At 66.1% G+C, this 22,474-nt stretch carries 18 protein-coding genes and 3 tRNA genes; 11 read left to right on the forward strand and 10 right to left on the reverse strand.

Going from position 1 to position 22,474, the window contains the following annotated elements; translation table 11 throughout:
* The first annotated feature begins 98 nt into the window (after positions 1-98).
* Complete coding sequence (locus ABD687_RS16150) at positions 99-833, forward strand: NUDIX hydrolase (protein ID WP_310289658.1); 735 nt, start codon at positions 99-101, stop codon at positions 831-833.
* A 162-nt stretch (positions 834-995) separates the two neighbouring features.
* Here ABD687_RS16150 and ABD687_RS16155 read toward each other — a convergent pair.
* Positions 996-1,086, reverse strand: a tRNA-Ser gene (locus ABD687_RS16155).
* A 70-nt stretch (positions 1,087-1,156) separates the two neighbouring features.
* Between ABD687_RS16155 and ABD687_RS16160 the strand changes: the two genes are divergently transcribed.
* Positions 1,157-2,395, forward strand: coding sequence for a DNA glycosylase AlkZ-like family protein (locus ABD687_RS16160; RefSeq protein WP_310289657.1), 1,239 nt, complete (start codon positions 1,157-1,159; stop codon positions 2,393-2,395).
* 11 nt (positions 2,396-2,406) lie between these two features.
* Here the strand turns inward: ABD687_RS16160 and tadA are convergent, their stop codons facing one another.
* Positions 2,407-2,895 carry a tRNA adenosine(34) deaminase TadA gene (tadA, locus tag ABD687_RS16165; RefSeq protein ID WP_310289655.1) on the reverse strand — a complete coding sequence of 163 codons (489 nt, stop codon included), beginning with the start codon at positions 2,893-2,895 and terminating at the stop codon, positions 2,407-2,409.
* 79 nt (positions 2,896-2,974) lie between these two features.
* The gene (locus ABD687_RS16170; RefSeq protein WP_310289653.1) at positions 2,975-4,384 is read right to left on the reverse strand and encodes an FAD-binding oxidoreductase; all 1,410 of its coding nucleotides are present in this window, start codon (positions 4,382-4,384) and stop codon (positions 2,975-2,977) included.
* A gap of 151 nt (positions 4,385-4,535) precedes the next feature.
* On the opposite strand from ABD687_RS16170, the gene upp reads away from it, so the two are divergent.
* On the forward strand, positions 4,536-5,174 hold the full coding sequence (upp, locus tag ABD687_RS16175) for a uracil phosphoribosyltransferase (RefSeq protein WP_264271167.1): 639 nt from the start codon (positions 4,536-4,538) through the stop codon (positions 5,172-5,174).
* A gap of 90 nt (positions 5,175-5,264) precedes the next feature.
* Here the strand turns inward: upp and ABD687_RS16180 are convergent, their stop codons facing one another.
* Both ABD687_RS16180 and ABD687_RS16185 read right to left on the reverse strand, forming a co-directional pair.
* Entirely contained in the window at positions 5,265-6,902 is a 1,638-nt protein-coding gene (locus tag ABD687_RS16180; RefSeq protein ID WP_310289651.1) for a sensor histidine kinase, read from the reverse strand.
* Complete coding sequence (locus ABD687_RS16185) at positions 6,899-7,639, reverse strand: response regulator transcription factor (RefSeq protein WP_310289649.1); 741 nt, start codon at positions 7,637-7,639, stop codon at positions 6,899-6,901. The genes ABD687_RS16180 and ABD687_RS16185 overlap by 4 nt, the downstream gene beginning before the upstream one ends.
* A 584-nt stretch (positions 7,640-8,223) precedes the next feature.
* Here ABD687_RS16185 and ABD687_RS16190 point away from each other — a divergent pair.
* The 5 genes from ABD687_RS16190 to ABD687_RS16210 all read left to right on the forward strand — a co-directional run bounded on the left by ABD687_RS16190 (position 8,224) and on the right by ABD687_RS16210 (position 13,664).
* A complete protein-coding gene (locus ABD687_RS16190; RefSeq protein WP_264271170.1) occupies positions 8,224-9,021 on the forward strand; it encodes a winged helix-turn-helix domain-containing protein in 798 nt (265 codons plus the stop codon).
* A gap of 111 nt (positions 9,022-9,132) precedes the next feature.
* Positions 9,133-9,654: a SixA phosphatase family protein gene (locus ABD687_RS16195; RefSeq protein WP_310289647.1), complete on the forward strand. Its 522-nt coding sequence runs from the start codon at positions 9,133-9,135 to the stop codon at positions 9,652-9,654.
* A gap of 3 nt (positions 9,655-9,657) precedes the next feature.
* The gene (locus ABD687_RS16200; RefSeq protein WP_310289645.1) at positions 9,658-10,605 is read left to right on the forward strand and encodes an EamA family transporter; all 948 of its coding nucleotides are present in this window, start codon (positions 9,658-9,660) and stop codon (positions 10,603-10,605) included.
* Between the two features lie 183 nt (positions 10,606-10,788).
* Positions 10,789-11,952, forward strand: a complete 1,164-nt coding sequence (locus ABD687_RS16205) for a DUF1611 domain-containing protein (protein WP_310289643.1) — start codon at positions 10,789-10,791, stop codon at positions 11,950-11,952.
* A complete protein-coding gene (locus ABD687_RS16210) occupies positions 11,949-13,664 on the forward strand; it encodes an ABC transporter transmembrane domain-containing protein (protein ID WP_310289642.1) in 1,716 nt (571 codons plus the stop codon). Before ABD687_RS16205 ends, ABD687_RS16210 begins: the two co-directional genes overlap by 4 nt.
* 19 nt (positions 13,665-13,683) lie before the next feature.
* Here ABD687_RS16210 and ABD687_RS16215 read toward each other — a convergent pair whose 3' ends face one another.
* The 3 genes from ABD687_RS16215 to ABD687_RS16225 are packed head-to-tail and all read right to left on the reverse strand — an operon-like array spanning position 13,684 to position 17,404.
* Entirely contained in the window at positions 13,684-14,286 is a 603-nt protein-coding gene (locus tag ABD687_RS16215; RefSeq protein ID WP_264271175.1) for a TetR/AcrR family transcriptional regulator, read from the reverse strand.
* On the reverse strand, positions 14,283-16,601 hold the full coding sequence (locus ABD687_RS16220; protein ID WP_310289640.1) for a YhgE/Pip domain-containing protein: 2,319 nt from the start codon (positions 16,599-16,601) through the stop codon (positions 14,283-14,285). The genes ABD687_RS16215 and ABD687_RS16220 overlap by 4 nt, the downstream gene beginning before the upstream one ends.
* A complete protein-coding gene (locus ABD687_RS16225) occupies positions 16,598-17,404 on the reverse strand; it encodes an ABC transporter ATP-binding protein (RefSeq protein WP_310289638.1) in 807 nt (268 codons plus the stop codon). Before ABD687_RS16225 ends, ABD687_RS16220 begins: the two co-directional genes overlap by 4 nt.
* Positions 17,405-17,558: 154 nt before the next feature.
* Here ABD687_RS16225 and ABD687_RS16230 point away from each other — a divergent pair, with 154 nt between their 5' ends.
* The gene (locus ABD687_RS16230) at positions 17,559-18,584 is read left to right on the forward strand and encodes a lactonase family protein (RefSeq protein WP_310289636.1); all 1,026 of its coding nucleotides are present in this window, start codon (positions 17,559-17,561) and stop codon (positions 18,582-18,584) included.
* A gap of 217 nt (positions 18,585-18,801) precedes the next feature.
* Positions 18,802-19,473: an esterase/lipase family protein gene (locus ABD687_RS16235; RefSeq protein WP_310289634.1), complete on the forward strand. Its 672-nt coding sequence runs from the start codon at positions 18,802-18,804 to the stop codon at positions 19,471-19,473.
* A gap of 74 nt (positions 19,474-19,547) precedes the next feature.
* Here the strand turns inward: ABD687_RS16235 and ABD687_RS16240 are convergent.
* Together ABD687_RS16240 and ABD687_RS16245 are read right to left on the reverse strand one after the other, a co-directional pair.
* Positions 19,548-19,621 (reverse strand) — tRNA-Arg (locus tag ABD687_RS16240).
* Positions 19,622-20,060: 439 nt separating this feature from the next.
* A tRNA-Arg gene (locus ABD687_RS16245) sits at positions 20,061-20,137 on the reverse strand.
* Positions 20,138-20,445: 308 nt separating this feature from the next.
* On the opposite strand from ABD687_RS16245, the gene ABD687_RS16250 reads away from it, so the two are divergent.
* Positions 20,446-22,275: a phosphoenolpyruvate carboxykinase (GTP) gene (locus tag ABD687_RS16250; RefSeq protein ID WP_310289632.1), complete on the forward strand. Its 1,830-nt coding sequence runs from the start codon at positions 20,446-20,448 to the stop codon at positions 22,273-22,275.
* Positions 22,276-22,474 lie beyond the last annotated feature (199 nt).

Below are 22,474 nucleotides of genomic sequence, written 5' to 3' on the forward strand. Positions count from 1 at the left end.
CCTCAAACTTCACTTTTGTCGTCACTTTGACGATAAGACGAGCGTAGGGTGCTTACTGAATTATTGTCAACATGACGATAAGTATTTATGATGGGTGCATGCCTCAATCCCATCCGGAGCCCACGCGCTTCCCGGTGACGGTGGACATCGTCGCCCTCACCGTCCGCGACGATGCCCTGAACGTCCTGCTGATCACCCGCCTCATCGAGCCGTTCCGCGGCAAGCTCGCGCTGCCGGGAGGGTTCGTGCTTGCCGGAGAGGGCCTGGGGGAGGCTGCGATCCGCGAGCTGGCGGAGGAGGCCGGGGTCGAGCAGGTCCCGGGGCACCTGGAGCAGCTGCAGAGCTATGGGCCGAAGGGGCGTGACCCGCGCGGGGATGTGCTCACCGTGGCCCACCTGATGCTGGCGCCCAACTTTCCCGTATTGTCCGCCGGAAGCGACGCCGAGCACGCCGCTTGGTATCCGGTCAGCCACGTTCTGGAGGGGGAAACCGAACTTGCCTTCGACCACGGGCGCATCCTGGCCGATGCCGTGGAGCGGGCGCGGTCAAAGCTCGAGTACTCGCCGCTGGGGGCGGCGTTCTGCGGGGAGGAGTTCACCATCGCCCAGCTCCGCGCCGTGTATGAGGCGGTGTGGGGCACCCGCCTGGATCCCCGGAACTTCCACCGCAAGGCCACGGGAAACCCCGGTTTCCTCGAGGACACCGGCCGAATGACCGCGGGCGACGCCGGTCGCCCTGCGGCGCTTTTCCGGCTCGCGCCGGCGGCCCGTTCCGCGGCGGGAGAACCAGTCCGGGCGGTGCTCAACCCGCCTCTCATGCGGCCTCGCCCTTAATGGTCGGCGCCGCCGACAAGAACTGTGAGCGTTGCCCCCCCGGCGTCGCCAAACGAGGAATCTTGCGAGAATTTTGTTGGCGTTGCGTTGCTGTGAGGTCAATTTCCGGGCAAAGCAAAAGGCCCCGAATCCCTTGTTTAGAGGGGAATCGGGGCCTTTTTCTGGCGGTGACGGAGGGATTTGAACCCTCGGTACGGGGTTACCGTACACAACATTTCGAGTGTTGCACCTTCGGCCGCTCGGACACGTCACCAGACCAGAACACTCTACCGGGTAAATGGCCCACAACAAAAACGAGTCATCTTTCGGGGCAGAATGTAGCCATGACGACGAAGAGCGAAACGCCGCAAATTCCCCAGGAGAAGCTGACCCTGCAGGTGCTGCGCGCCTGGTCGTGGCACCGCCAGGGACTGGACGGTGCGCTGGCGGGATGCGATTCCGCGACCGTGCTGGACCGCGTGGGCTGGGCTCGGTCGATCGGAGGCGCCAACACCTACCTGACGCTCTTTGCGCGTGCAGGGATCCGCCGCCCCGAGGCCGACGCGGCGCTCGCCGCGCAGCACATCCATGAACTGCCCACCGCGCGGGGCTGCACCTACGTCCTGCCCGCCAAGGACTATGCCTGGGGTCTGCAAATCGGGCACGCCTCGGCGGAGGCCGCGGTAAAGGTGTTGGTGCGACTGGGGGTGGAGCGGGAAGAAGTCGAGCAGCTGGCCGAGGATGTGCTGCAGGTCCTGCTCCGGGCTCGGGACACCGCCGTTGAGGCCCTGGACCCCCGCGGGCTGAAGGAGATCCTGGGCGACAAGGTCCGCAGCATGGGCGAGGAAGGCAAGAAGAAGGGCGCCAGCACCACGCTGCCCGCGGCTCTCGGGCTCCTGCAGACCGACGGACGGATCCGGCGCGTGCCGGTGAACGGGCGGCTGGACCAGCAGCGCTACTCCTACGTGGCCTGGGAACTTCCTGCCAGCGGCGAATCCGACGAAGCGGTCAGGGCGCGGATGCTCGAGGGGTTCTTGGGCTGGACGGGTGGGGCCACGCTGGGACAGATCCGCTGGTTCACCGCTTTCACCGTGGCCCAGGCCAAGAAGGCGCTTGCGGCCACCGGGGCCGTGGAAGTCGCCACCGCGGCCGGCGACGTGCTGTGGATGCTGCCGGAAGACGTGGACGGGCTCGCCGGATTTGAGGTACCGCCGGCCGAAGACATCCAGCTGCTGTCGGGCTCCGATTCGCTCGTGTTGCTGCGCCGGAACGCGGCAGACCTGATCGATGAAACGGGGTGCCAGGCAGTGCAGGGGCTGAGCGGGTCGGCGTTGGCCGCCGATCTCTCGGATCACCCGATCGTGGACCGCGGCCGGATCATCGGATTGTGGCAGTACGACCCGGAAGGCACTCGGATTGCGTGGTGGACGTTCGAGCCCGCAAGCGCCGGCGTGCGCTCGCGCATTTCGCAGGTCGAAGAATGGATCACCGCGGACCTGGGGGATTTCAGGTCATTTAGCCTGGATTCCCCGAAGTCGCGGGCGAAGAACATTGCCAGGCTCGATGCGTTGCGAAAGAAATAGCGGGCCCTGGCTTAGTCCAGGCGCCGGGCGCGGAAGAAATCGGTGAGCAGGGCTGCGCATTCGGCCTCCCGCACCCCGGGGTAGACCTCGACCCAGTGGTTCAGCCGCGGCTCGCGCAGGATGTCGAACACCGATCCGACGGCGCCGGCCTTCTCGTCCCAGGCACCGAAGACGACCTTCGGGATGCGCGAAAGAACGATGGCCCCGGCGCACATGGCGCAGGGCTCGAGGGTGACCACCAGGGTGCAGTCCTCCAGCCGCCACCCATCCCCGCGCCCGGCATCGCGCAACGCCTGGGCCGCGGCGCGGATGGCCACGATCTCGGCATGGGCCGTGGGATCCCCGTGCGCCTCGCGCTCGTTACGGCCGGTGGCCAGCACAGTCGAATCGGGGCCGATGACGACCGCGCCGATGGGAACGTCGCCGGTGGCCAAGGCCGCCTTGGCCTCGGCGAGGGCCAGGTCCATGAGGTCGCGGTGGCTGGGTTGTTCGGGAATCACCCGGCCAAGTCTAGTTCCGGTGCAGGGACCTCGCTGCCGTCTGCACCGGAATGCGGCAACCGGCTGCCGGTAGGTGCGGCTAGCCGGGGCTCGGCAGGACGATGTTGTGGTTCAGGCGAAGCCTGTTGTGCGGGTCGTAGCGGCGTTTGAGCGCCGTGAGTTTGGCGAGCTTTTCGGCCCCGTAGAGGTCGAGGGCATCGAAGCCACCGGGCACGTGTTCATCGCTGCTGGAAAAATTCACGTACTCCCCGCCGTGCGTGAAGGGTTGCATTTCATGGTGGAAGCCGCGGATGAAAGCCACATGGTGGTCGTCGCGTTCCTTCCCGTTCCAGAACCCGTAGATGTTGAGCCAGAAGGGGGAGCTCCGGTCCTCGAATGCCGTAGCTTCAGGGCGAACCCGTCCCATGGCGCCACCCATGACGTGGATGTCGAAGCCCATGCCCGGCCAGTCGAGTTGCCGCGCCCGGGCGGTGAATACGTTGATGGCCTCGTCCGAGAGGTCATCCAGTGCCGTGTTCTTCCAGTAGGCGCGAACGCCCTTGGGGAACATCTCGTCCACCACGGACTGCCAGTCGGGCCATGAAACGGGGGAGATGTCCTGTTCCTCGGTGGGCGCAGCCGCGAGGAATTTCTCGACGCAGGTGGCTCCGGCCGCATGATCCGGATCCGCCCAGAGGAATCCGACGATGAGCACGCTGCTGTTGCCCAGCTCCCACTCGGGCGGCGGCACCATGGCCGTGACGATGACCGTCATCTGGTCCGGGAGCCCGGCGGCCCAGTCGCGCAGGGCGCGCAAGGCTTGCTTCCACTGTTTTGGTCGATAGATCAGGTTCCCGGCATAGAGGGTTTCCGGCAGCGGGTGGGCCTTGAACGTGAACTCGGTGACGACCCCGAAGTTTCCGCCGCCTCCGGTAAGACCCCAGAGCAGGTCGGGGTTGGTGGTGGCGTCGGTGTGGACCAACTCGCCCTCGGGGGTGACAAGGTCCGCCGCCAAGAGGTTGTCGACGGTCAGTCCTAGGGGTCGGGTGAGCCAGCCGAACCCACCGCCCAGACACAGTCCGGCCACCCCGGTCTTGGAGACGACCCCGACGGGAACCGCCAGCCCGTGGGCGCTGGTAGCGCGGTCGAGTTCACCCAGCAGTGCCCCTCCGCCGACCCTCACCCGTTGCTCCGCGGCATCCACGTGCACGGTGTTCAGGGCACGCATATCGAGCACCAGGCCGTGCTCGACGGTGCCGAACCCCGCCACGTTGTGCCCGCCGGAACGAATCGCCAACGGCAACCCGTGCTCACGGGAGAAGGCCAGCGCGAGAGACACGTCCGCGACGTCGGCGGCGCCGACCACCAGCATGGGGTGCCTGTCGATCATGGCGTTCCAGACGGTGCGGACCTCGCCGTATTCGGGGTCGGCGGCGGTGAAGAGCAGCCCGTGCAGTGACGCCGACAGCGACCGCAGTGCGGATGCCGGAAGCGGGTGGGTGATGTCCATGGTGCCAGCTTCGTGTTGTGTCCAGGTCGAGACCGGCCCGGTCTGTGGCCCATTCTCCTCGCGGCCCAAAGGCCGGTCAATGGCGGGAATCACCCGAAGCCGGAAAGCGAAAGCCGGGGAACGTGCCCGTTTGGCTGGTAGATTTTGGTGCATGCGTGTACAGGTAATCGACCACCCATTGGTGGCCCACAAGGTATCGGTCCTTCGGGACAAGAACACCCCGTCGCCGGTCTTCCGGCAGCTGACCGACGAGCTGGTGACCCTGCTGGCCTACGAGGCAACGCGCGAGGTCAAGACCGTCGAGGTCCAGGTTCAGACCCCGGTGGCCACGACCACCGGCATCGCCTTCGCCAAGCCGACCCCGTTGGTGGTGCCGATCCTGCGCGCCGGCCTGGGCATGCTCGAGGGCATGACCCGCTTGGTTCCCACCGCCGAGGTCGGCTTCCTGGGCATGGCCCGCAACGAGGAAACCCTCGACATCATCACCTACGCCGAGCGACTTCCCTCCGATTTGACCGGACGCCAGGTGTTCGTGCTCGATCCGATGCTGGCCACCGGCGGCACGCTGATCGAATCGATCAAGTTCCTCTTTGACCGCGGAGCCGCGGACGTCACCTGCATCTGCCTGATCGCCGCCCCCGAGGGCCTGGCTCGCCTCGAGGAGGCCTACGGCGACAACGAGAAGGTCCACCTGGTGCTGGGCGCCCTGGACGAGAAGCTCGATGAGAACGCCTACATCGTTCCCGGCTTGGGCGATGCGGGCGACCGCCTCTACGGCGTGGCACACTAGCAACCGCATCAACGGCGTCGGGCCGGCAGGGGAACCAGGTTCCCGTGCCGGCCCGACGCCGTTTTCATGCCGTGGGGACGGTGCCCGGACTCAGGCCTTGGTCGTCTTCGGCGGGGTCGAGGGCTTGGGCGGCACCGCGGGCGGCAGCGGCAGGCGCACCTCGAAGACGGTGTTTCCGGGAACGGAGGAGACCGTGATGGTCCCGTCGTGGGACTCCACGATGGCCTTGGCGATGGGCAGTCCCAACCCGGTGGTTCCGTCCGCGCCGGAGCGTGCGGCATCCGCGCGGGTGAAGCGCTTGAACACCAGCGGCAGGAAGTCCGGGGCAATGCCTTCTCCGGTGTCGCTGACCCGCAGCACCGCCTCGTGCGTGGCGGCGTCGCGGCGGACCTCGACGGTGACGTTGTTGCCTTCCAAGGTGTGCTTTCGGGCGTTGCCCAGCAGGTTGGTGATGACCCGGCGCAGAGCCGAAGCATCGCCCGAAACCACCAGCGGTGTTGCGGGGATCCGGGGGGTCCAATGATGGGCGGGAGCCGTAATGGCAAAATCCTCGGTGATTTCGGCGGCCAGCTTGCCCAGATCGACCGGGGCCTTCTTGACCTGGTGCTTCTCATCGAGCCGGGCCAGCAACAGCAGGTTCTCCACCAGGGAGCTCATCCGGGTGCTCTGTTCCAGCACCCGCTTCAGCGAGCGTTGCCCGTCGTCGGAGAAATGCTCGGTGGCGCTGATCAACTCGGTGTACCCGCGGATGGCCGACAGCGGGGTGCGCAGCTCGTGGGAGGCATCGGCCACGAACTGGCGCATCTGTGCCTCCGAGGCCTCACGCACGGCGAAGGCGGCGCCCACATTGTCGAGCAAGGCATTGAGAGCCCTGCCGACCTCCCCGGATTCGGTGCCCGGAATGGAGTCCTCCGGGGCCACCCGTGCCTCCAGGGCGGCGGTGCCCGATTCGAGTTCGGCGTTGGCCACGGATGACGCCACGGCCGAGACTCGCTGCAGCGGAGCCAGGGAACGGCGAATGATCATCGAGCCGATAAGCCCGATGGCAATCAGCCCGGCCAAGGAGATCGTCACGGTCAGGATGCCTAGGGAAGCCAGGGTCCGCTCGGTGGGCGCCATGGGCAGGCCGGTGATCAGGACTCCGCCGGAACCGGGATCGTGCTGGGCCGAGAGCATGTAGTCGCCGATGCTCAGGTGGTGGACGACCGGGGGTGCATCGATCTCAACAGAGGTCAGGGGCTGCACATCGGTGTCGGTGATGTCCTTGCGCTCGCCGGTCTTCGAATCGAGCACGGCACCGGAAAACAAGTAGCCGGAGACGATCTTGGCATTGAGGGTTCCGGATGCCTGCCCCGGGGCAAAGGGCGATTCGGTGGATGGCTTGCGGCCATTTTGCGCTGAATAGCTGGCGGCGCGGTCGGCGGCGAACTCCAATTGTTCGTGCAGTTGGGCCGTAAGGGACTGGCGCATTCCGGCATTGAGCAACAAGCCAATGACGGTGCAGATCAATGCCAGGGAGCCAATTAGGGCGAGCAGCAACTTGCGCTGCAGGGGGAGGTGGCCAAGGCGGTGTCGCAGCCCGAGATGCAGCGGGTCCTTTTCGGGATGGTTCCCGCCGGGAAAGGTGGCTTCCTTGCCATCGTTGTTCGCGGCCTGCATCGAGAGCGCCTCGGTGGGCCGGGGTTCCGGTGCGCCGGAGGGTGGGGAGGGCCGTGCAGGTTGGGTCATGATGCCGGCTTGAGCATGTATCCGGCTCCACGCACGGTGTGAATCATGGCCGGACCATCGGCTTCGATCTTTTTGCGCAGGTAGGAAACGTAGAGTTCGACAATGTTGGCTTGGCCACCGAAGTCGTAGTGCCAGACATTGTCGAGGATCTGGGACTTCGAGACGACCCTGCGGGCGTTGACCATCAGGTAGGAGAGCAGGTCGAACTCGGTCGCGGTGAGGCTGATGGGGACCCCGGCACGCGTGACGTCGTGGGAGTCGGAGTTCAGCACCAGGTCTCCCACGACCAGTTCCGCGCCGTCAGCCGCGGTGGCGCCCGAACGCTCGACAAGCTTGTGCAGGCGCAGCAACACCTCTTCGAGGCTGAAAGGCTTGGCCACATAGTCGTCGGCACCAATGCCCAGGCCCTCGATCCTGTCCTCGACCGCGTCCTTGGCGGTCAGGAAGAGGACAGGGACCTCGGGCAGGAAGGTACGGACCTTGCGCAGCACCTCCGGGCCCTCGAATCCGGGCAGCATCCAGTCCAGCACCAGGACATCCGGGACCGATTTGCGGGCTGCCTCCACCGCGGTGGGCCCGTCGTGGGCCACGGTGGCTTCCCAACCCAGCATCCGGGTGCCCATGGAGACCAGCTCGGCCAGCGAGGGCTCGTCGTCGACAACAAGTACCCGGATGGCGGTACCGTCCGGGTGGGTCAGGCGGGGCAGTTGCGTGGGTGAAAAGCGGGAATCTGGCATGTCTTTAACTCTCCATCCGAGGTTTAGGCCGGCCCTGTGGCCCGGCTGTGTGCGCGCTGTGAGGCCTGGTCGTTCCAGCCTAAGGCCTGCAGTTGGCGGCATCCTGGCGCGGGGGCCATCGGCACCCGCAGGTTCATTGCCTGAGACCCGGTCCGGGTGTAGGTCGGGGATTCCAAACGCCGCGGGACTGCCGATTGATCACATTGACCGGTGGTGAGGAAAAGATGGCGCATAACGTCGATCGGAGAGTCCGCATTGCGCAAATCTGTACAATGTGATGATCGACACGTTAAGCGCTCGATGTCTCACATCGTGGACGCAATCCCAGTTTGTTACTTGCGGGTTCCGAATATTACGAGGAAACTAGAAATTGTGAATAGCGCAGCAACAACACCTCAGGGCCTCTTCGGAGGCATGGCGATGACTTGTCGCCAGTGTTGTTGTCGAATGCCCAGCTGAGCGACCGGAACCCTTCGGCGCTCAGTGACACTCGCATCGCTCCCATGGCTTCGCACCTGCGAGGTAAGCGGAGCACCTAAGCATTCGCGCCATTCCGTGGCATTCACACGAGTTAGAGGTAAAGCATGTCGGTAACGTCCGGATACGTCCATGTCTCAATCCGCAACGCCCAGTCCCGCGCCGCCGCAGCGCAGCGCAGCACTGCTCCCGGCGGCTATGCCCCGGCCGGCTATCGCCAACTCCATGCCGTGCCCGCGGCGCAAGAGCCTCGCCCGATGACAGCCCCGACTCCGGTTGTAGCCCCCAGCGGCACCCCGGGACCACAGCCGGTATCCACCGATACCACTGCCCGCGGGTTTGTGCTCTACGTCGGCTTGGACGAATCGGTGGCACAGGCGCAGGGGACCTCGCTGGGCAAGCTTGCCACGCAGGTCCGCGCCTTCCTGGCCACGCTCTCTCCCGAAGCACAGACCCACGCGGCCGTCGCACTGGCCCCGACCAGCGCACAGGGCGAGAACATCGACGTGGTGCGCCAGGCCCTGGGGGATCCCACGGTCAACCGCCGCCCGCGCGTGGATTCCCGCCCGGCAGCGCCGCGCCCCTCCGGCGTGCTGATCGACCTGTCGCGCCGCGAGGTGCACCTGGACGGCGAGACCCTGAACCTGACGTTCAAGGAATTCGAGCTGCTGAACTACCTGGTGGAAAACGGCACGCGCACCGTGGGCCGCGACGAGCTGCTCACCAACCTGTGGCGCAACGCCGAAGAGGTGCCCAACGAGCGCACCATCGACGTGCACATTCGTCGCCTGCGCTCCAAGCTGGGACGTCTGGCCAACACGGTGCGCACCGTGCGCGGCCAGGGCTACCGCTTCTACGAGCACCCCGAGGTTGTCGTCTGGGCCGCCCCGGAGTACACCATCTAAGTTCATTTCTTGTTCCCTGCGGGGGCGCGGGCATCCACGGATGCCGGCGCCCCCGCAGTTGCTTAAGTCCAGTGGAGGCCTGCGGCCCCCGTGCGCCCTAAGCTTGGATGCATGAGCGAACACCATCTGAAGCGTCTCGTCTTGTTGCGCCACGCCAAGAGCGACTACCCGCTGGGGGTCAGTGACCACGACCGTCCTCTGGGTGCCCGTGGAAACCGCGAGGCGCCTGCCGCGGGGGCATGGCTGCGCGAAAACGACGTGGTGCCCGACTTCATCATGCTCTCCGACGCCCAGCGGACCCGCGCCACCTGCGCGTGGGTGATCAGCGAACTGGGGGAGAAGGCGCCCACGCCCTACCTGGATTCGCGGATCTACGGCGCCTCGAGCACCAGGCTGTGCTCCATCATCAACGAGACTCCCGAAACCGTCACCACGCTCATGGTCATCGGCCACCAGCCGGTGCTGCAGGAGCTGGCCATGCGCCTGGCGTCGGTGGATTCGAACGAGGAAGCCGTCTACGAGCTGGCCATGGACTACCCGACGCTGGGGCTGACGGTGCTGCAGACCGAGAAATCCTGGGCGGAGATCGACGGCCGCGACATGCAGGTGACCCACTTCGTGGTTCCGCGCTGACCCGTGAAACCCCGCGATACGCTCCTTGCCTTGTTGGTCGCCCTGCTCTGGGGGCTGAACTTCCTGTTCATCGACCTGGGGCTGCGCGACACGCTGCCGCTGGTGTTCGTTGCCCTGCGCTTCGCCGCCGTCGCCTTCCCGCTGGTGTTTTTCGTTCCCCGGCCCAAGGTGGGCTGGAAGGTCGTCGCCGGCATCGGGCTGGCCATGAGCGCCGGGCAATTCGGGCTGCTCTTTACCGCCATGCACCTGGGGCTGCCGGCCGGGCTGGCACCGGTGGCGCTGCAGGCACAGATGTTCTTCACCATCGGGCTCGGCGCCCTTTTCCTGCGGGAATTCCCCACCAGGAAGCAGGTCCTCGGCTCCATCCTGGGCATTGCCGGGCTGGTCGTGGTGGGCTTTGGCCGGGTTGCCTCGCTGCCCGAGGGCGCAGCATTGGCCGGCGTCCTGGTGCCGTTGCTGATCTGCATTGCCGCCGGTTTCGCCTGGGGCGTCGGAAACGTCATCTCGCGTTCGGCCTCCGGCGCCTCCGGGTTGGGGCTGGTGGTGCACTCGGCGCTCTGGGTCCCGTTGCCGATGCTTGGCCTTTCGCTGCTGCTCGACGGGCCCGCCGCCGTGGGCGATGCGCTTGCCACGCTGGGCCCGGAGACGTGGTGGGGAATCGCCTTCACCGCGCTGGTGGCCTCGCTGGTCGGGTACAGCATCTGGAATACGCTGCTGGGCAAGTACCCCACCGCCAAGGTCGTGCCCTACACCTTGTTGATCCCCGCCATCGGGATGGGCAGCGCCGCCCTGGTGCTCCACGAGTATCCCAATGCGCTGGAAATCACCGGGGCCGCGGTGCTGGTGCTGGGGGTTGCCGTCGGGACGTTGCGGTTTGGCACGGCGAGGCCCGAAGCGGCGCCCGCGCCGCGGGAGCGCCCGGAAAACGACGCCGTGGCCGAACACACGTGAGAAAGCGGATGAGAGTTTTCCGCGGCCCGGAACCCCGGGTTCACGGGCCCCGAACCGGCGTACATGAGAACGCGTGAGGCGATTATGAGAACGCCCTCATCGACCGTTCACCCTTTGCTCATTTGAGCCGCTTTGACTAGGAGCAACGCAAGCCACCGAGCCCCTTGAAAAGGAACCCAGCAGATGAGCATCAGCCCCAGCCTTGAAACCGAAACCTTCGAAGCCAACGAAGCCCTTGCGGCGGCCGAAGGCCGACTGCGCCACCTGAAACTCGATGCACAGCGCGCGCTGAAGATCCGCGCCGCCTACACCACCCGCTTCGTGGCCACCGAGTTCTCCAAGAACGCCGAGGACTTCCACCTCGTCGCCGGGGCGGACGTCACCCCGCAGCCCGGGGACGTGGTCATCGCCCGCGTCGCCGAGATCGGCAAGCACACCCGCCTCGAGTCCCCGGTCTCCCGCCGACAACTGATGTTCGTCGGCCAGGAAATCATGGTCGCCTACGGCAACCGCTACGCCCCGGACCAGTTCCTGGCGCACGTGCCGGACTCCCTGGAGCCCTGTCACCTGGTGGCCGGCGGCGGCCTGGCCGGGTACGTCACCGAGATGCACGCCTCGATCGATGCAGCCACGGCCATCGAGCCCATCGGCCTGCTGGCCACCAAGAACGGGGTGGTCAACCTGCGCGACTTCGCGCCGCTGCAAGTCGGCACCCCGTCGCTGGCAGCGCTGCGCGCCGTAGGCACCGTGCGCCCGCCGGTCATCGCGGTGCTGGGCACCTCGATGAACTCCGGCAAGTCCACCACCTTGGGCTGCCTGGTCAACGGACTGTCCAATGCCGGGCTCAACGTGGCCGCGGGCAAGGCCACCGGCACCGGGGCGGGCAACGACCCGAACCTGTTCATCGACGCCGGCGCGTTCCCGGTCTGCGACTTTACCGACTTCGGCTACCCCACCACCTTCAAGCTCGCCTACGAGCAGGTCCGCGACCTGCTGGCCGCGATGATCGACGAACAGGCCGCTTCCGGCGCCGACGTGGTCGTCATCGAGATCGCCGACGGCCTGTACCAGGGCGAGACCTCCCGGTTGCTGCGCGACCCGCTCTTCGCCGCCTACGTGGACACCGTGGTGTTCTCCGCCCAGGACGCCCTGGGTGCCCGGGCCGGGCTGGACGTGCTGCAGGACACGGCGGTGCCGGTTGCCGCGGTATCCGGCCTGCTCACCGCTTCCCCGCTGGCGACCGCCGAGGCCGCCTCCCGGCTCGACGTCCCGGTCATCGACACCTACGCCCTGTGCCGCCCCGAGGTCGCCACCGCCTTGATCCCGGTGCGCGCCGCCTCGCTGTGAGCGGCCTCGAGGTCCTGAGGCAGGGGCAGCGCGGACCAACCACGCAACCGCTGGACATCGTGCCCGCCGCCAGCGAACGCGAACCTGCCCCGCGCCTGCCGAAGCTGGTCACCGGGAAACGCCGAGGACTCTTTGCCGCGCTGCTGGCCCTGGCCATCGGCTGCGGCGCGCTCGGGGTCGCCATCGCCCTGCTGGTCGGCGCACTGGTGGGCGGGGGCGCGGTGCTGCCGATGTCCCTGGGCATCGGGGCGTTGATCCTGGTGCTGGGCTACGGCCGCTACCTGGAACGGGTGCTGGCCGAAAAGCTCGGGCAGCACTACGTGGCCCAGCTGAGGCTCTCGCTGATCTCCCACTCGCTGCTGGCCGCCAAGGTCCCCTCGGTGGGCATCACCGTGGCCCGGGCCAGCAACGACCTGTCCTCGGTGCGGAACTGGGTGGCCCAGGGCATCGCCCCGCTGCTGGCCGGCATCCCGCTGGTGCTCATTTCCATGGCCGGGCTCTGGATGCTTCATCCGGTGCTGGCACTGGCACTCGGGCTGCCGGTGCTGGTGCTGGCCGGCGCCCTGTTGTTGCTGGCGAAGCCCGCCTACGAGAGGGCGCGGACCCTGAGGCGTCACCGCGGGAACCTGGCCGCGCGCATTGCCGACACCGTTGCAGCCTCCTCCGCCGTGGTGGCGGCCGGCGGAGTGGCACGCGAGCTGTCCCGGGTGGAATCCAGCGGCCAGAAGGTCGTGGATGCCGCGGTGTCGCGGGCCAGACTGGCGGCGGTGCTGCGCGCCTGTTCGCTGGGCATGCCCCTGCTGGCCACCGCCGTGGTGGTGCTGGTTTCGCGCAACGCGGCCCTGGACGCCGGACACATCGCCACCGCACTGACGCTGCTGGGGCTGTGCGCAGCCCCGGTGGGCGAGTGGGGACGCATCGTGGAATACCGGCAGAACCATCGGGCGGCGTCCCGGATAATTGCCCCGCTGTTGCGGGAGGAAAGCGCACTGTCCGCGGGCCCGGTGCTGCGCCAAAAGGCACAGCGGGCCGCGGCGCAGATCCAGGCCTCGCGGGTCGAGGGGTTGTGGCTGCACGGCGTGGACATCGACGGAAAGCCGGTCCCGGAGCTGCGGGCCGAGCCCGGCGAACGGATCCGGATGACCGGAGCCGACGCGAAGTTGCGCGGAGAGCTGTTCAGCGTGCTGGCCACCGCGCGCACGCAGGCCGGTCCGATCCTCGGTGACCTCGGCGACGATGTTGCCCATCGCGGGCAGTGCTACGTGGTGGCCGGCGTGATTCCCGGGTCGGTGAATGAAAAGAAGCGGCGCCGGCTCATTGGTGCGGCCTTCGCCTCGATGGTGCCCGAGCGCGGCACCTTGCTGCGTGCCCTGCGCTACCGCCGACCCGACGCCGATCCGGCCAAGGCGCTGGCGCTGGCTGCGCGTCTGGGACTGGACGCGGCATCGCTGGAGCACGGCCATGACACGCACCTGCGCCGCGGCGGGGCGCCGCTTGATGCCACGCAGCGCGCGGGACTCATGGTCGCCCGCGCCATGCTCGGCTCCCCGCCGTTGCTGTTGCTCAACGAGATCGACGGCCACCTGGACACAGCCGCCCGCGGGCAGCTCGAACAAATGCTCGACGGGTACCGTGGCGTGGTGATCGTGTGCTCCGACTCCGAGTGGTGCGCGGGATACCGCCAATGGGACCTGGACGGCCCGGCGGACTGATCGAGGACCGGCCGGGGAATCAGCGCAGGGGAGCGGTGAAGGCCATCGCTGCCCCGACGCATTCCTCGATGCTCCGCTCCGGGTGGAAGACCTGGCGGTCCCGGCCCAGGATGAGCGTGGCCCCGAACAACGCGGTGGCCAGCGCGTCAAGGTCGGGCACCGGATGCCCGGCCGGGGCCGCGTCGGCCAGGCGGGACAGGGCCGTGCGGACCATCCCGATGACGTCGTTGCGCATCTGCGCCAGCGCCCCTGCCCATTGGCTGTCGGACTGCCATTGCTCGGAAATCCAAAGCTGCGAGAAGGCAGGGTATTCGGCAATGAATTCCAGGGCCTCGGCAACCATCAGCCGCAACCCGGCGTCCGGGTCCGCGTGAGTGGTGCCGGGCTCGAGGCGTTCGAACAGGATGGCAATGCCGTAGTTCAGCAGCTCGCCAATAAGCTCGTTCTTGGACCCGAAGTTGTAGTAGACGGTGCCCTTGGAGACTCCCGCTGCCTTGGCGATCTCATCCACGCTCACCTGCTGGTGCCCGCGGGCGCCGATCAATTCCATGGAGGCGGTGAAAAGCCGGTGCTTGGAGTCGGTCGCGCGCACCCGGGGCCGGGGCGTGGTGTTCTGGCTCATGCGCTTAGCTCCGGATGCAGTGTTTTCAGGGACCAGGTCTTGTGCAATCGTACCGCCACGGTGCTGGCCACCAGGCCCAGCACGGTGTAGCCGACCAGCCCCGCGACGATGGGACCGAGCACCGAGAGGTCTGCCCCGTACATCAGGTGGCGCAGGCCCGTGACCACGTGGCCCATGGGCAGCCAGCGGTGTGCCACGTGCAGTGCCTCGGGGGTGGTTTCCCAGGGGAAGGTGCCCCCGGAGGAGACCAGCTGCAGCACCATGAGCACCAGCACCACCATCTTGCCCGGGGTTCCGGCTAGCGCGCAGATGCCCTGGATGATGGCGGTGAAGGCCATGGAAGCCAGCAGGAACAACCCCCAGGTCATCCACGGGTGGACGGTGTCCAGTCCCAACCCGTAGAGCACCACGGCGTAGAGGATGGTGCCCTGGAGCATCGAGATGCCCAGGAACGGCAGCCAGCCGCCGATCGCGATCTTCCAGTTCGCGGCGTTGGAGGCCAGCGCGCGCTTGGTGATCGGGCGCATGATCTGCACCAGGATGAACGCGCCGATCCAGATGGCCAAGGTCATGAAGAACGGGGCGAGCCCCTCGCCGTAGACCCCGGCCTTGGCCTGGTCGGTGCGCTTGATGTCGACCGGGTCCCCGATCACGGAGGAAACCTGTTCCCGTGAGGAGGCATCCGGGTTGGGCACCTCGGAGGTTCCGTCGGCCAACTTGGTGGACAGTTCCCCGGAGCCGTCGCGCAGTTCGGTGGCGCCGTCGCCCAGCTCGCCCACGCCCGTGCCCAGTTTCTTCACGCCCGAGGCCAGCACGCCGGTTCCCTCGTGCAGGGTGTCGGCACCCTCGGCCAGCGCACCGGCCCCGGAGTCGAGCTTCTTCGCCCCGGCCAGTGCATCGTGTTGTCCCTCGGCCAGGGTGCCCGCCCCGTCGGCGAGGAGCTGGGCACCGCCGTTGAGCTTGGACGCGCCGGCCGCGGCATCGGAAATGCCCGTCTTCAAGGCAGGCATGGCCCCGGCCAGCTGATGGGTTCCGTCAGCGAGCGTGGACAGCCCTCCGGAGAGTTCCTTCGCGCCGGCGGCGACATGGGCGGACCCGTCGGCGAGCGCGGAGATCTGCGACCGGGCGGTGGTCAGCTGCTTCTTGGTGTCGGCGACCTGGCCGGCCACGCCGCTGGAGGCCGCCGCGTCCGTGACGTCCTTGCGCACGGTCTGTGACTGTTCGGGGGTCAAGACCCCGGCCTCGACCAGGGTGTCCAGCCGGGTATCCAGCGTTTCGGTGGCCGAATCAATGCGGCTCTCGGCATCCTTCTCCAAGGCCGTGAGCGTCTCGGCCGCCTGGGCGACCTTGTCATCCAGGGCTTTGTTGCCGGCGGCGACCTGGGCGGCGCCGGAGGAAAGCTTCTTGGAGGCGTCGGCGGCCTTTTGCGCCCCGTCATCGAGCTGCGCCGTCTTGGCAGGAAGCGAGGAGGTCTTGGCCTTCAGTTCCCCCAGCCCGTCGTCGAGGTCCTTGGTGCCCGCGGCCAGGGTTCCGGCACCGTCGGCAAGCTTGTCCGCGCCGTTGTCCAGCTTCCTTTGCCCTGCCACCAGCGAACCGGTGCCATCGTGCAGGGCGTCGGCCCCGTCCGCCAGATCTCCTGCACCGGAGTCGAGCTTGGTCGCCCCGTTGCCAAGTGTTTTCGTGCCATCGGCCAGGGAAGTGACCCCATCGGAGAGTTTCACGGTGCCGGTGTGCAGTTCCCCGGCGCCGTCGGCGGCCTTGGCCATGGAGGTGTGGATGTCCGAGAAGCCGGTCAGCAGGGCATCGGCGGTCTGGGTGCCGACCTCCTTGGCCACGGTGTTGTGGACCTGTCCGGCGAGCTTGTCGGCGAAGGTGCCGACCATGTAGTTGTTGGCGTCATTGGTGGTGATCTTCAGGATGCCCTGCTTGGCCTTTTCGAAGTCGCCGGGGGAGGCGAGGTTGGCGGAGAAGTCCTGGGGGATCGTCATGGCGAAGGCGTAGTCGCCGGCCGCGACCCCCGCATCCGCCTCGGCCTCGGAGGTGACCACGCTCCAGCCAAAGGTCCCGTCCTCAAGCAGTTCGGCGGTGACGTCGTCGCCGACCTTCAGCTCCTGGCCGTCCTGCGCGGAACCGGCGTCGAGGTTGACGATGGCCGCCTTGACGTTGTGCAGGTGTGCGTACGGGTCCCAGTTCGCGTAGAGGTACAGGGCGCCATAGAGCAACGGGACCAGGCACATGGCGATGATGGCAATCCGCGGCAGGCGCCCGGAGGTCATGCGCTTGAGTTCGGAGAGGGCCAGGCGCAACGTGGTCATGATTCTTCCTTCGGTGCGGTCAAATGCGTGGTGGGTGCCGCGGCATCGGCGTCATCGGCGAGGCCCTGGGCAGTCACTGGGGATGCCTCGGCGACCGGTTCCCCGGGGTTCTCCCGGGGTGCGGCGGTCGCCTGGTCTTCCGTATCGAGGTCCGCCGCGGGTGCCGGAGCAACCGCCAGCTTGTCCTGCACCCGGCCGGCCCAAGCCGTCGACCCGCCCCAATTCGCCGGGATGCGCTGGACGACCGCCACCACGGCCGGGGCACGGCGCCCGGTGGCCACCGATTGCAGATAGTGGAACCAGTCGTCCTCGGGGATGCCATGGCGGTCGGGGGAATCGAAGACCAGCATCTCGACGCCGCGGTCCTCGAGCGCCAAGTGGGTGAGCAGCGCGAGACGTGCGAGCGGGTCGATGGCGTCGAGCCATTCATTGGCCAGCTCGTCCATGTGGTGTTTCCTGATCCAGGCATCGATCCCGCTTCGCCGCCAGATCGGTCCGGGCTGCAGCGCAAGGTCCTCGGCCACGAGGTCGCGCACCCGGAGGTGTGCCTCGGGTTCGTTGATTTCCGGGGAATCGACCAGTGCGCTGATGCGTCGTACCGGGCCCAGCGTGGAATTGCCCGACCAGCTCACCGTTCCCTCGGTGGGGCGCATGCGGGCACTGAGGCCCAGTGCAAGTGCGGTGCGGGTGGGCTGGGGCACCGCCTGGACCAGCAGGAGTTCGCCGCGCGCAACGGCGAGGCTCGTTGGATGCAGGAGGGGCAGGTGGCGGCCGGCAATGGCCAGGCTATCGGCGATAAGCACGATTAGAGCATAAACCGAACTGACCGGTCAGTTCAAATAGTGTGGGTGTCTGGTTCGCCACGAATCTCGTTCCCAAGGGTGGGCCAATGACACAATCAAGCATCTTTTGGCCACCGGGCTCCGCAGGGACAGGGACGCGGGAGAAGATGGGGATATGGGCAAGAGATTTTGGGTTGGCGGCTATTCCCCGGACGGCGGCGGGACGAGCCTGGGCATCCGGGCCATCGAGATCAGCCGCGGATTGCTCACGGATCTCGGCCTGGCCCACGCCGCTGATTCACCTTCGTGGCTGGCAACCCACCCGAAGCTTCCAGTGCTGTATGCGGCACTGGAACACCGCGGCGAGATCGCCGCGTACCGAATCATGGACAAGGACAAGCTTGAGTCCCTGGGCAAGCCCGTGGCTGCCGGTCCGATGGTGTGCCATTTGGCCGTCGCCGGCGCCGGAACCGTGTTGATTGCCAGCTGCTACGGTGACGGGCGGGTGCTGGCTTACCCGATCAATGCGGACGGCTCGCTGGCCAAGCCCACCATTGCGCCCGCATCGACCGACCCCTTTGCCAGCCCTGGTCACCACCCGAGGGCCTCCCGTGCTCACCAAGGCACGGCGCTGCGCTCTGGCAAGATCGTCACCACCGACCTGGGCCACGATTCACTGCGGATGTGGGACCTGGTGGGAGGGGAGTTGCGGCTGCACCGGCAAGTCGCCTTGCGCAAGGGGGACGGCCCGCGCCACCTCGTGGAGCATCCATCGGGGCTCATCTACGTGGTCACTGAACACAGCGCCCAGGTCATTGCGCTGGCCGTCAACGCCGCGGGTGAATGGCAGGAAGTGTCGCGCGATTCCCTGGGCGACGGCATCCTCGCCGGCGAGCACTTCCCCGCGGAGATATCCCTGGACCGGCACACCAACAAGCTCTACGTAGGGGTGCGTGGAGCCCGCGCCATTTCCGTGCTGGAGCTCAAAGGCGGACGGCCCGTCGTCCTGGGAGCCGTGCCGTGTGCGGGCGAGTGGCCGAGACATCATCTGCAGGTAGGGAACTCACTATTGGTGGCCAACCAACTCTCGAACACCATAGAGGTCCTCGGATTGGGTCCAGAAGACGGCTTGCCACTCAAGCACCTGAACTCGCTGGCATTGGATAGCCCCACCTGCATCGTCGCGCAAATGCCGAGCTAGGCGAGCGGCGACCGAGCCGACTCCCGGCTGGAGCCGTGCACGCCGATGGCCGGGTTTGGGTATTGTGTGTGGCGGAACCAGGGATGCCGCGGCATCCCGCCGATCGCCGACCTCACGGCAAGCCGGGGAACTAAGACATTGAAGGGACGCCATGAACCGCTGGTCGCGCGCACGGTGGTGGCTATTGGATTACGCATATGCCGGTTGGCGGCAATTCATGTCGTTGGTCCGCCGCGAAAGTCCCGCCTCGTACCGAAACGGCGACGCGTCGCTTCCTGCCATTGTGTTGCTCCCCGGAGTGTACGAAACCTGGCTTTTTCTTGAGCCGGCAGCCTCGCGGCTCAACGAGGCAGGGTACCGCGTGTTCACTGTCCCGGAACTGGGAATCAACAAGCGTCCGGTGCCCGAGTCCGCGCAGATCGTGCGGCGGCGCCTCGCAGATCTTCACCGGCAACATGGGATCAACGAGTGCCTTTTGCTGGCCCACAGCAAGGGCGGCTTGACGGGCAAGCACGCAATGCTCGACGTGCTGCTATCGCAGAAGACCGAGATGAAGTCGCCACCTGGCTCGGAGATCCAGATCCTGGGTCTGGTGGCCATTGGAACGCCATTTGCCGGCTCCATCTATGCCAAATACCTGTTCTCGCGCACGCTGCGCCACTTTTCGCCAACGAACGCAGTCCTTGTCTCGCTCCAGGCGCAGGAAGAAGTCAATGACCGGATTGTTTCCATTTATCCGGAATTTGATCCGCACATTCCCGTTGGCAGTGCCCTTGTCGGTGCAAGGAACGTGAGGCTTCAAGTTGCAGGGCATTTCCGCTCGCTGAGCGAACCGGTCCTGCTGGCTGCCGTCGATGAAGCGGTGGCTTTCCTGGCACTGGATACTTGAGGGCCGGCGTATAGGCAGCCAAGCCGAAAATAAAGAGAGCCGCAATCTTTCGATTGCGGCTCTCTTCATATGAGTGCGCCCAAAGGGATTCGAACCCCTGACCTTCTGTTCCGTAGACAGACGCTCTATCCAGCTGAGCTATGGGCGCATATTCGGTTTTGATCCTGCCTCGCAGCTTGACCTCGAACAACTATACATACCTTTGGCGTGCTGGTCGATTCAAACAGGATATTCGTGCGCGAACTCACGCTTCCCGTGGCGATCCGGGGCATGTACTGCTGAACCTGGGGAAGCCGGCTTCGAGTGGAAACCGTTTCCTTGGGACAAGGCGGTGGGCCGGATTCGGCAATAGCGGTGTTGACGGCTCCCTGGCCGATGAGCATTTCATGCGCAAAAGAGGTGACGAAAAGGAAGGCGCAAGAAAAGGGAGAAGTGGTGGTCACGCCCGTGGAGAACACCATCAAGCCGCCCGCCCCGCCCGTACCGAGGGAGGCTTGATCGGCGACAGGTTCGGTAAGGCCCGACTCTCGAGCGGCCTGGCCCGTGATTAAAGCAGAAAAGCCACGATTTCTCGTGGCTTTTCTCATTGGTGCGCCCAAAGGGATTCGAACCCCTGACCTTCTGTTCCGTAGACAGACGCTCTATCCAGCTGAGCTATGGGCGCATATTCTGTATTAGGTACCAACCTCGCGGTTCGACCTCGAATAACTATACAGAGGAATGTCGCCCGTGCAAAATCCAGGGGCCTTCGAGATGAAAGGTTTCGGGGAGGCTTTTCATGAAGTATACCGGTCTACGTGACCTTCGTCACTTCTTGCGTTTAGGGGCAAATGGGCAAAGCCCGAAATGCCGGGGTTTTCGGCTTAACTAAATCATTTTCCGGGTTTTTTGGCGATATGGGTCACAGGGGCTCCGAGGATCGGCCCCATAGCATCGACATATTGCAAATTCAGCCCAATGGAGGGAATGGACATGAGCGAGAGCTCGGACCAGAAGGTCATCGACGCAGCACCGACAACGCATTCAAAGCTTGCCGCTTGGGTGCAGGAAATCGCGGAACTGACGAAGCCTGACCATGTCTATTGGGTGGATGGCACGCAGGAGGAGAACGATCGCCTGACCGCTGAACTGGTTGCCGGTGGCACGCTGCAGAAGCTCACCGATCCTTCGTTCCCCAACTCCTTCGCTGCATTCTCGGATCCCAAGGACGTGGCCCGGGTTGAGGAACGTACGTTCATCTGCTCGGAAAACGAGAAGGACGCCGGCTTCACCAACAACTGGGAAAGCCCGGTCAAGATGAAGTCGATGCTCAAGGGCCTGTTCGATGGCGCCATGCGCGGTCGAACCATGTACGTCATCCCATTCGTCATGGGACCGCTGGACGCAGAGCAGCCGCAGTACGGCGTCGAGCTCACCGACTCCGCCTACGTTGTCGCATCCATGCGCATCATGGCCCGCATAGGCAATGACGTGCTGCGAAAGATGGAAGCCGAGGAAGCCTTCTTCGTCCCCGCGCTGCACTCTGTCGGCGCCCCGTTGGCTCCCGGCCAAGACGACGTGGCATGGCCGTGCAACGAGGACAAGTGGATCGTGCACTTCCCCGAAGAGCGCTCCATCTGGTCCTACGGCTCGGGCTACGGCGGAAACGCCCTGCTGGGCAAGAAGTGCTACGCGCTGCGCATCGCCTCGGTGATGGCACGCGACGAGGGCTGGCTGGCCGAGCACATGCTCATCCTCAAGCTCACCAACCCGGAAGGCAAGAGCTACAACGTCGCCGCCGCCTTCCCGTCCGCCTGCGGCAAGACCAACCTGGCCCTCTTGGATCCGACCATTGACGGCTGGAAGGCCGAGACCCTTGGCGATGACATCAACTGGATGCGCATCGGCAAGGAAGGCGAGCTTCGCGGCGTCAACCCGGAATACGGCCTGTTCGGCGTCGCTCCGGGCACCGGTTGGTCCACCAACCCCAACGCCATGCGCGCCATCACCAAGGGCAACTCCATCTTCACCAACGTTGCGCTCACCGACGAAGGCGGCGTGTGGTGGGAAGGCATGACCGACGAGGCCCCGGCGCACCTGACCGACTGGTTGGGCAACGACTGGACCCCGGACTCCGGCCGTCCCGCCGCACACCCGAACTCCCGTTTCTGCACCCCGATCTCCCAGGTCGACATGCTGGCCCAGGAGTACTACAGCCCGGACGGCGTCGAGATCCACGCGATCCTCTTCGGCGGACGTCGCAAGACCACCATTCCCTTGGTGACCCAGGCACGTAGCTGGACCAACGGCATCTTCATGGGCTCGACCCTGTCCTCGGAAACCACGGCTGCAGCCGCCGGCGCCGTGGGCGTGGTTCGTCGCGACCCCATGGCCATGCTTCCCTTCATCGGCTACAACGCCGGTGACTACCTGAATCACTGGGACTCCATCGAATCCAAGGCCAACCCGGAACGCCTGCCCAAGATCTTCCTCGTCAACTGGTTCCGTCGCAACGCCGAGGGCGGCTTCGCGTGGCCCGGGTTCGGGGACAACTCCCGCGTGCTGAAGTGGGCCATCGATCGCATCGAGGGCAAGGCCGACGCCGTCGAGACCCCCATCGGATTCGTGCCGACCGGCGACTCGATCGACCTGACCGGGCTGGACATGACCCCAGCAGACGTCGACGCCGCAGTGTCAGTGGACAAGGGTGAATGGGCCACCGAGCTGGCCAGCATCGAGGAATGGTACGCAAAGTTCGGCGAGGCGCTTCCGGCGTCGCTGCGCAGCGAACTCGATGGACTGAAGGAGCGCATGGGGGCCTAGGCTTCCCCGCGCAGACAGCAGTTCTCCAGGGCCCCGTTTTCATCGCCCGCCTTCCCGGTTACGGGAAGGCGGGAGCGATGAGGGCGGGGCCCTTCCGCTACCCCGCGACAAGGCCTGCCTTTCTCGTCATCGCCGGTGGTGGGGCACGCCTTTGGTCGATGGGATCCGTTATTAAGTGCGTGGCTGCTGGAACAATCCC

Source organism: Paeniglutamicibacter sulfureus (genome assembly GCF_039535115.1).
In the GTDB taxonomy this organism is placed as follows: domain Bacteria; phylum Actinomycetota; class Actinomycetes; order Actinomycetales; family Micrococcaceae; genus Paeniglutamicibacter; species Paeniglutamicibacter sulfureus.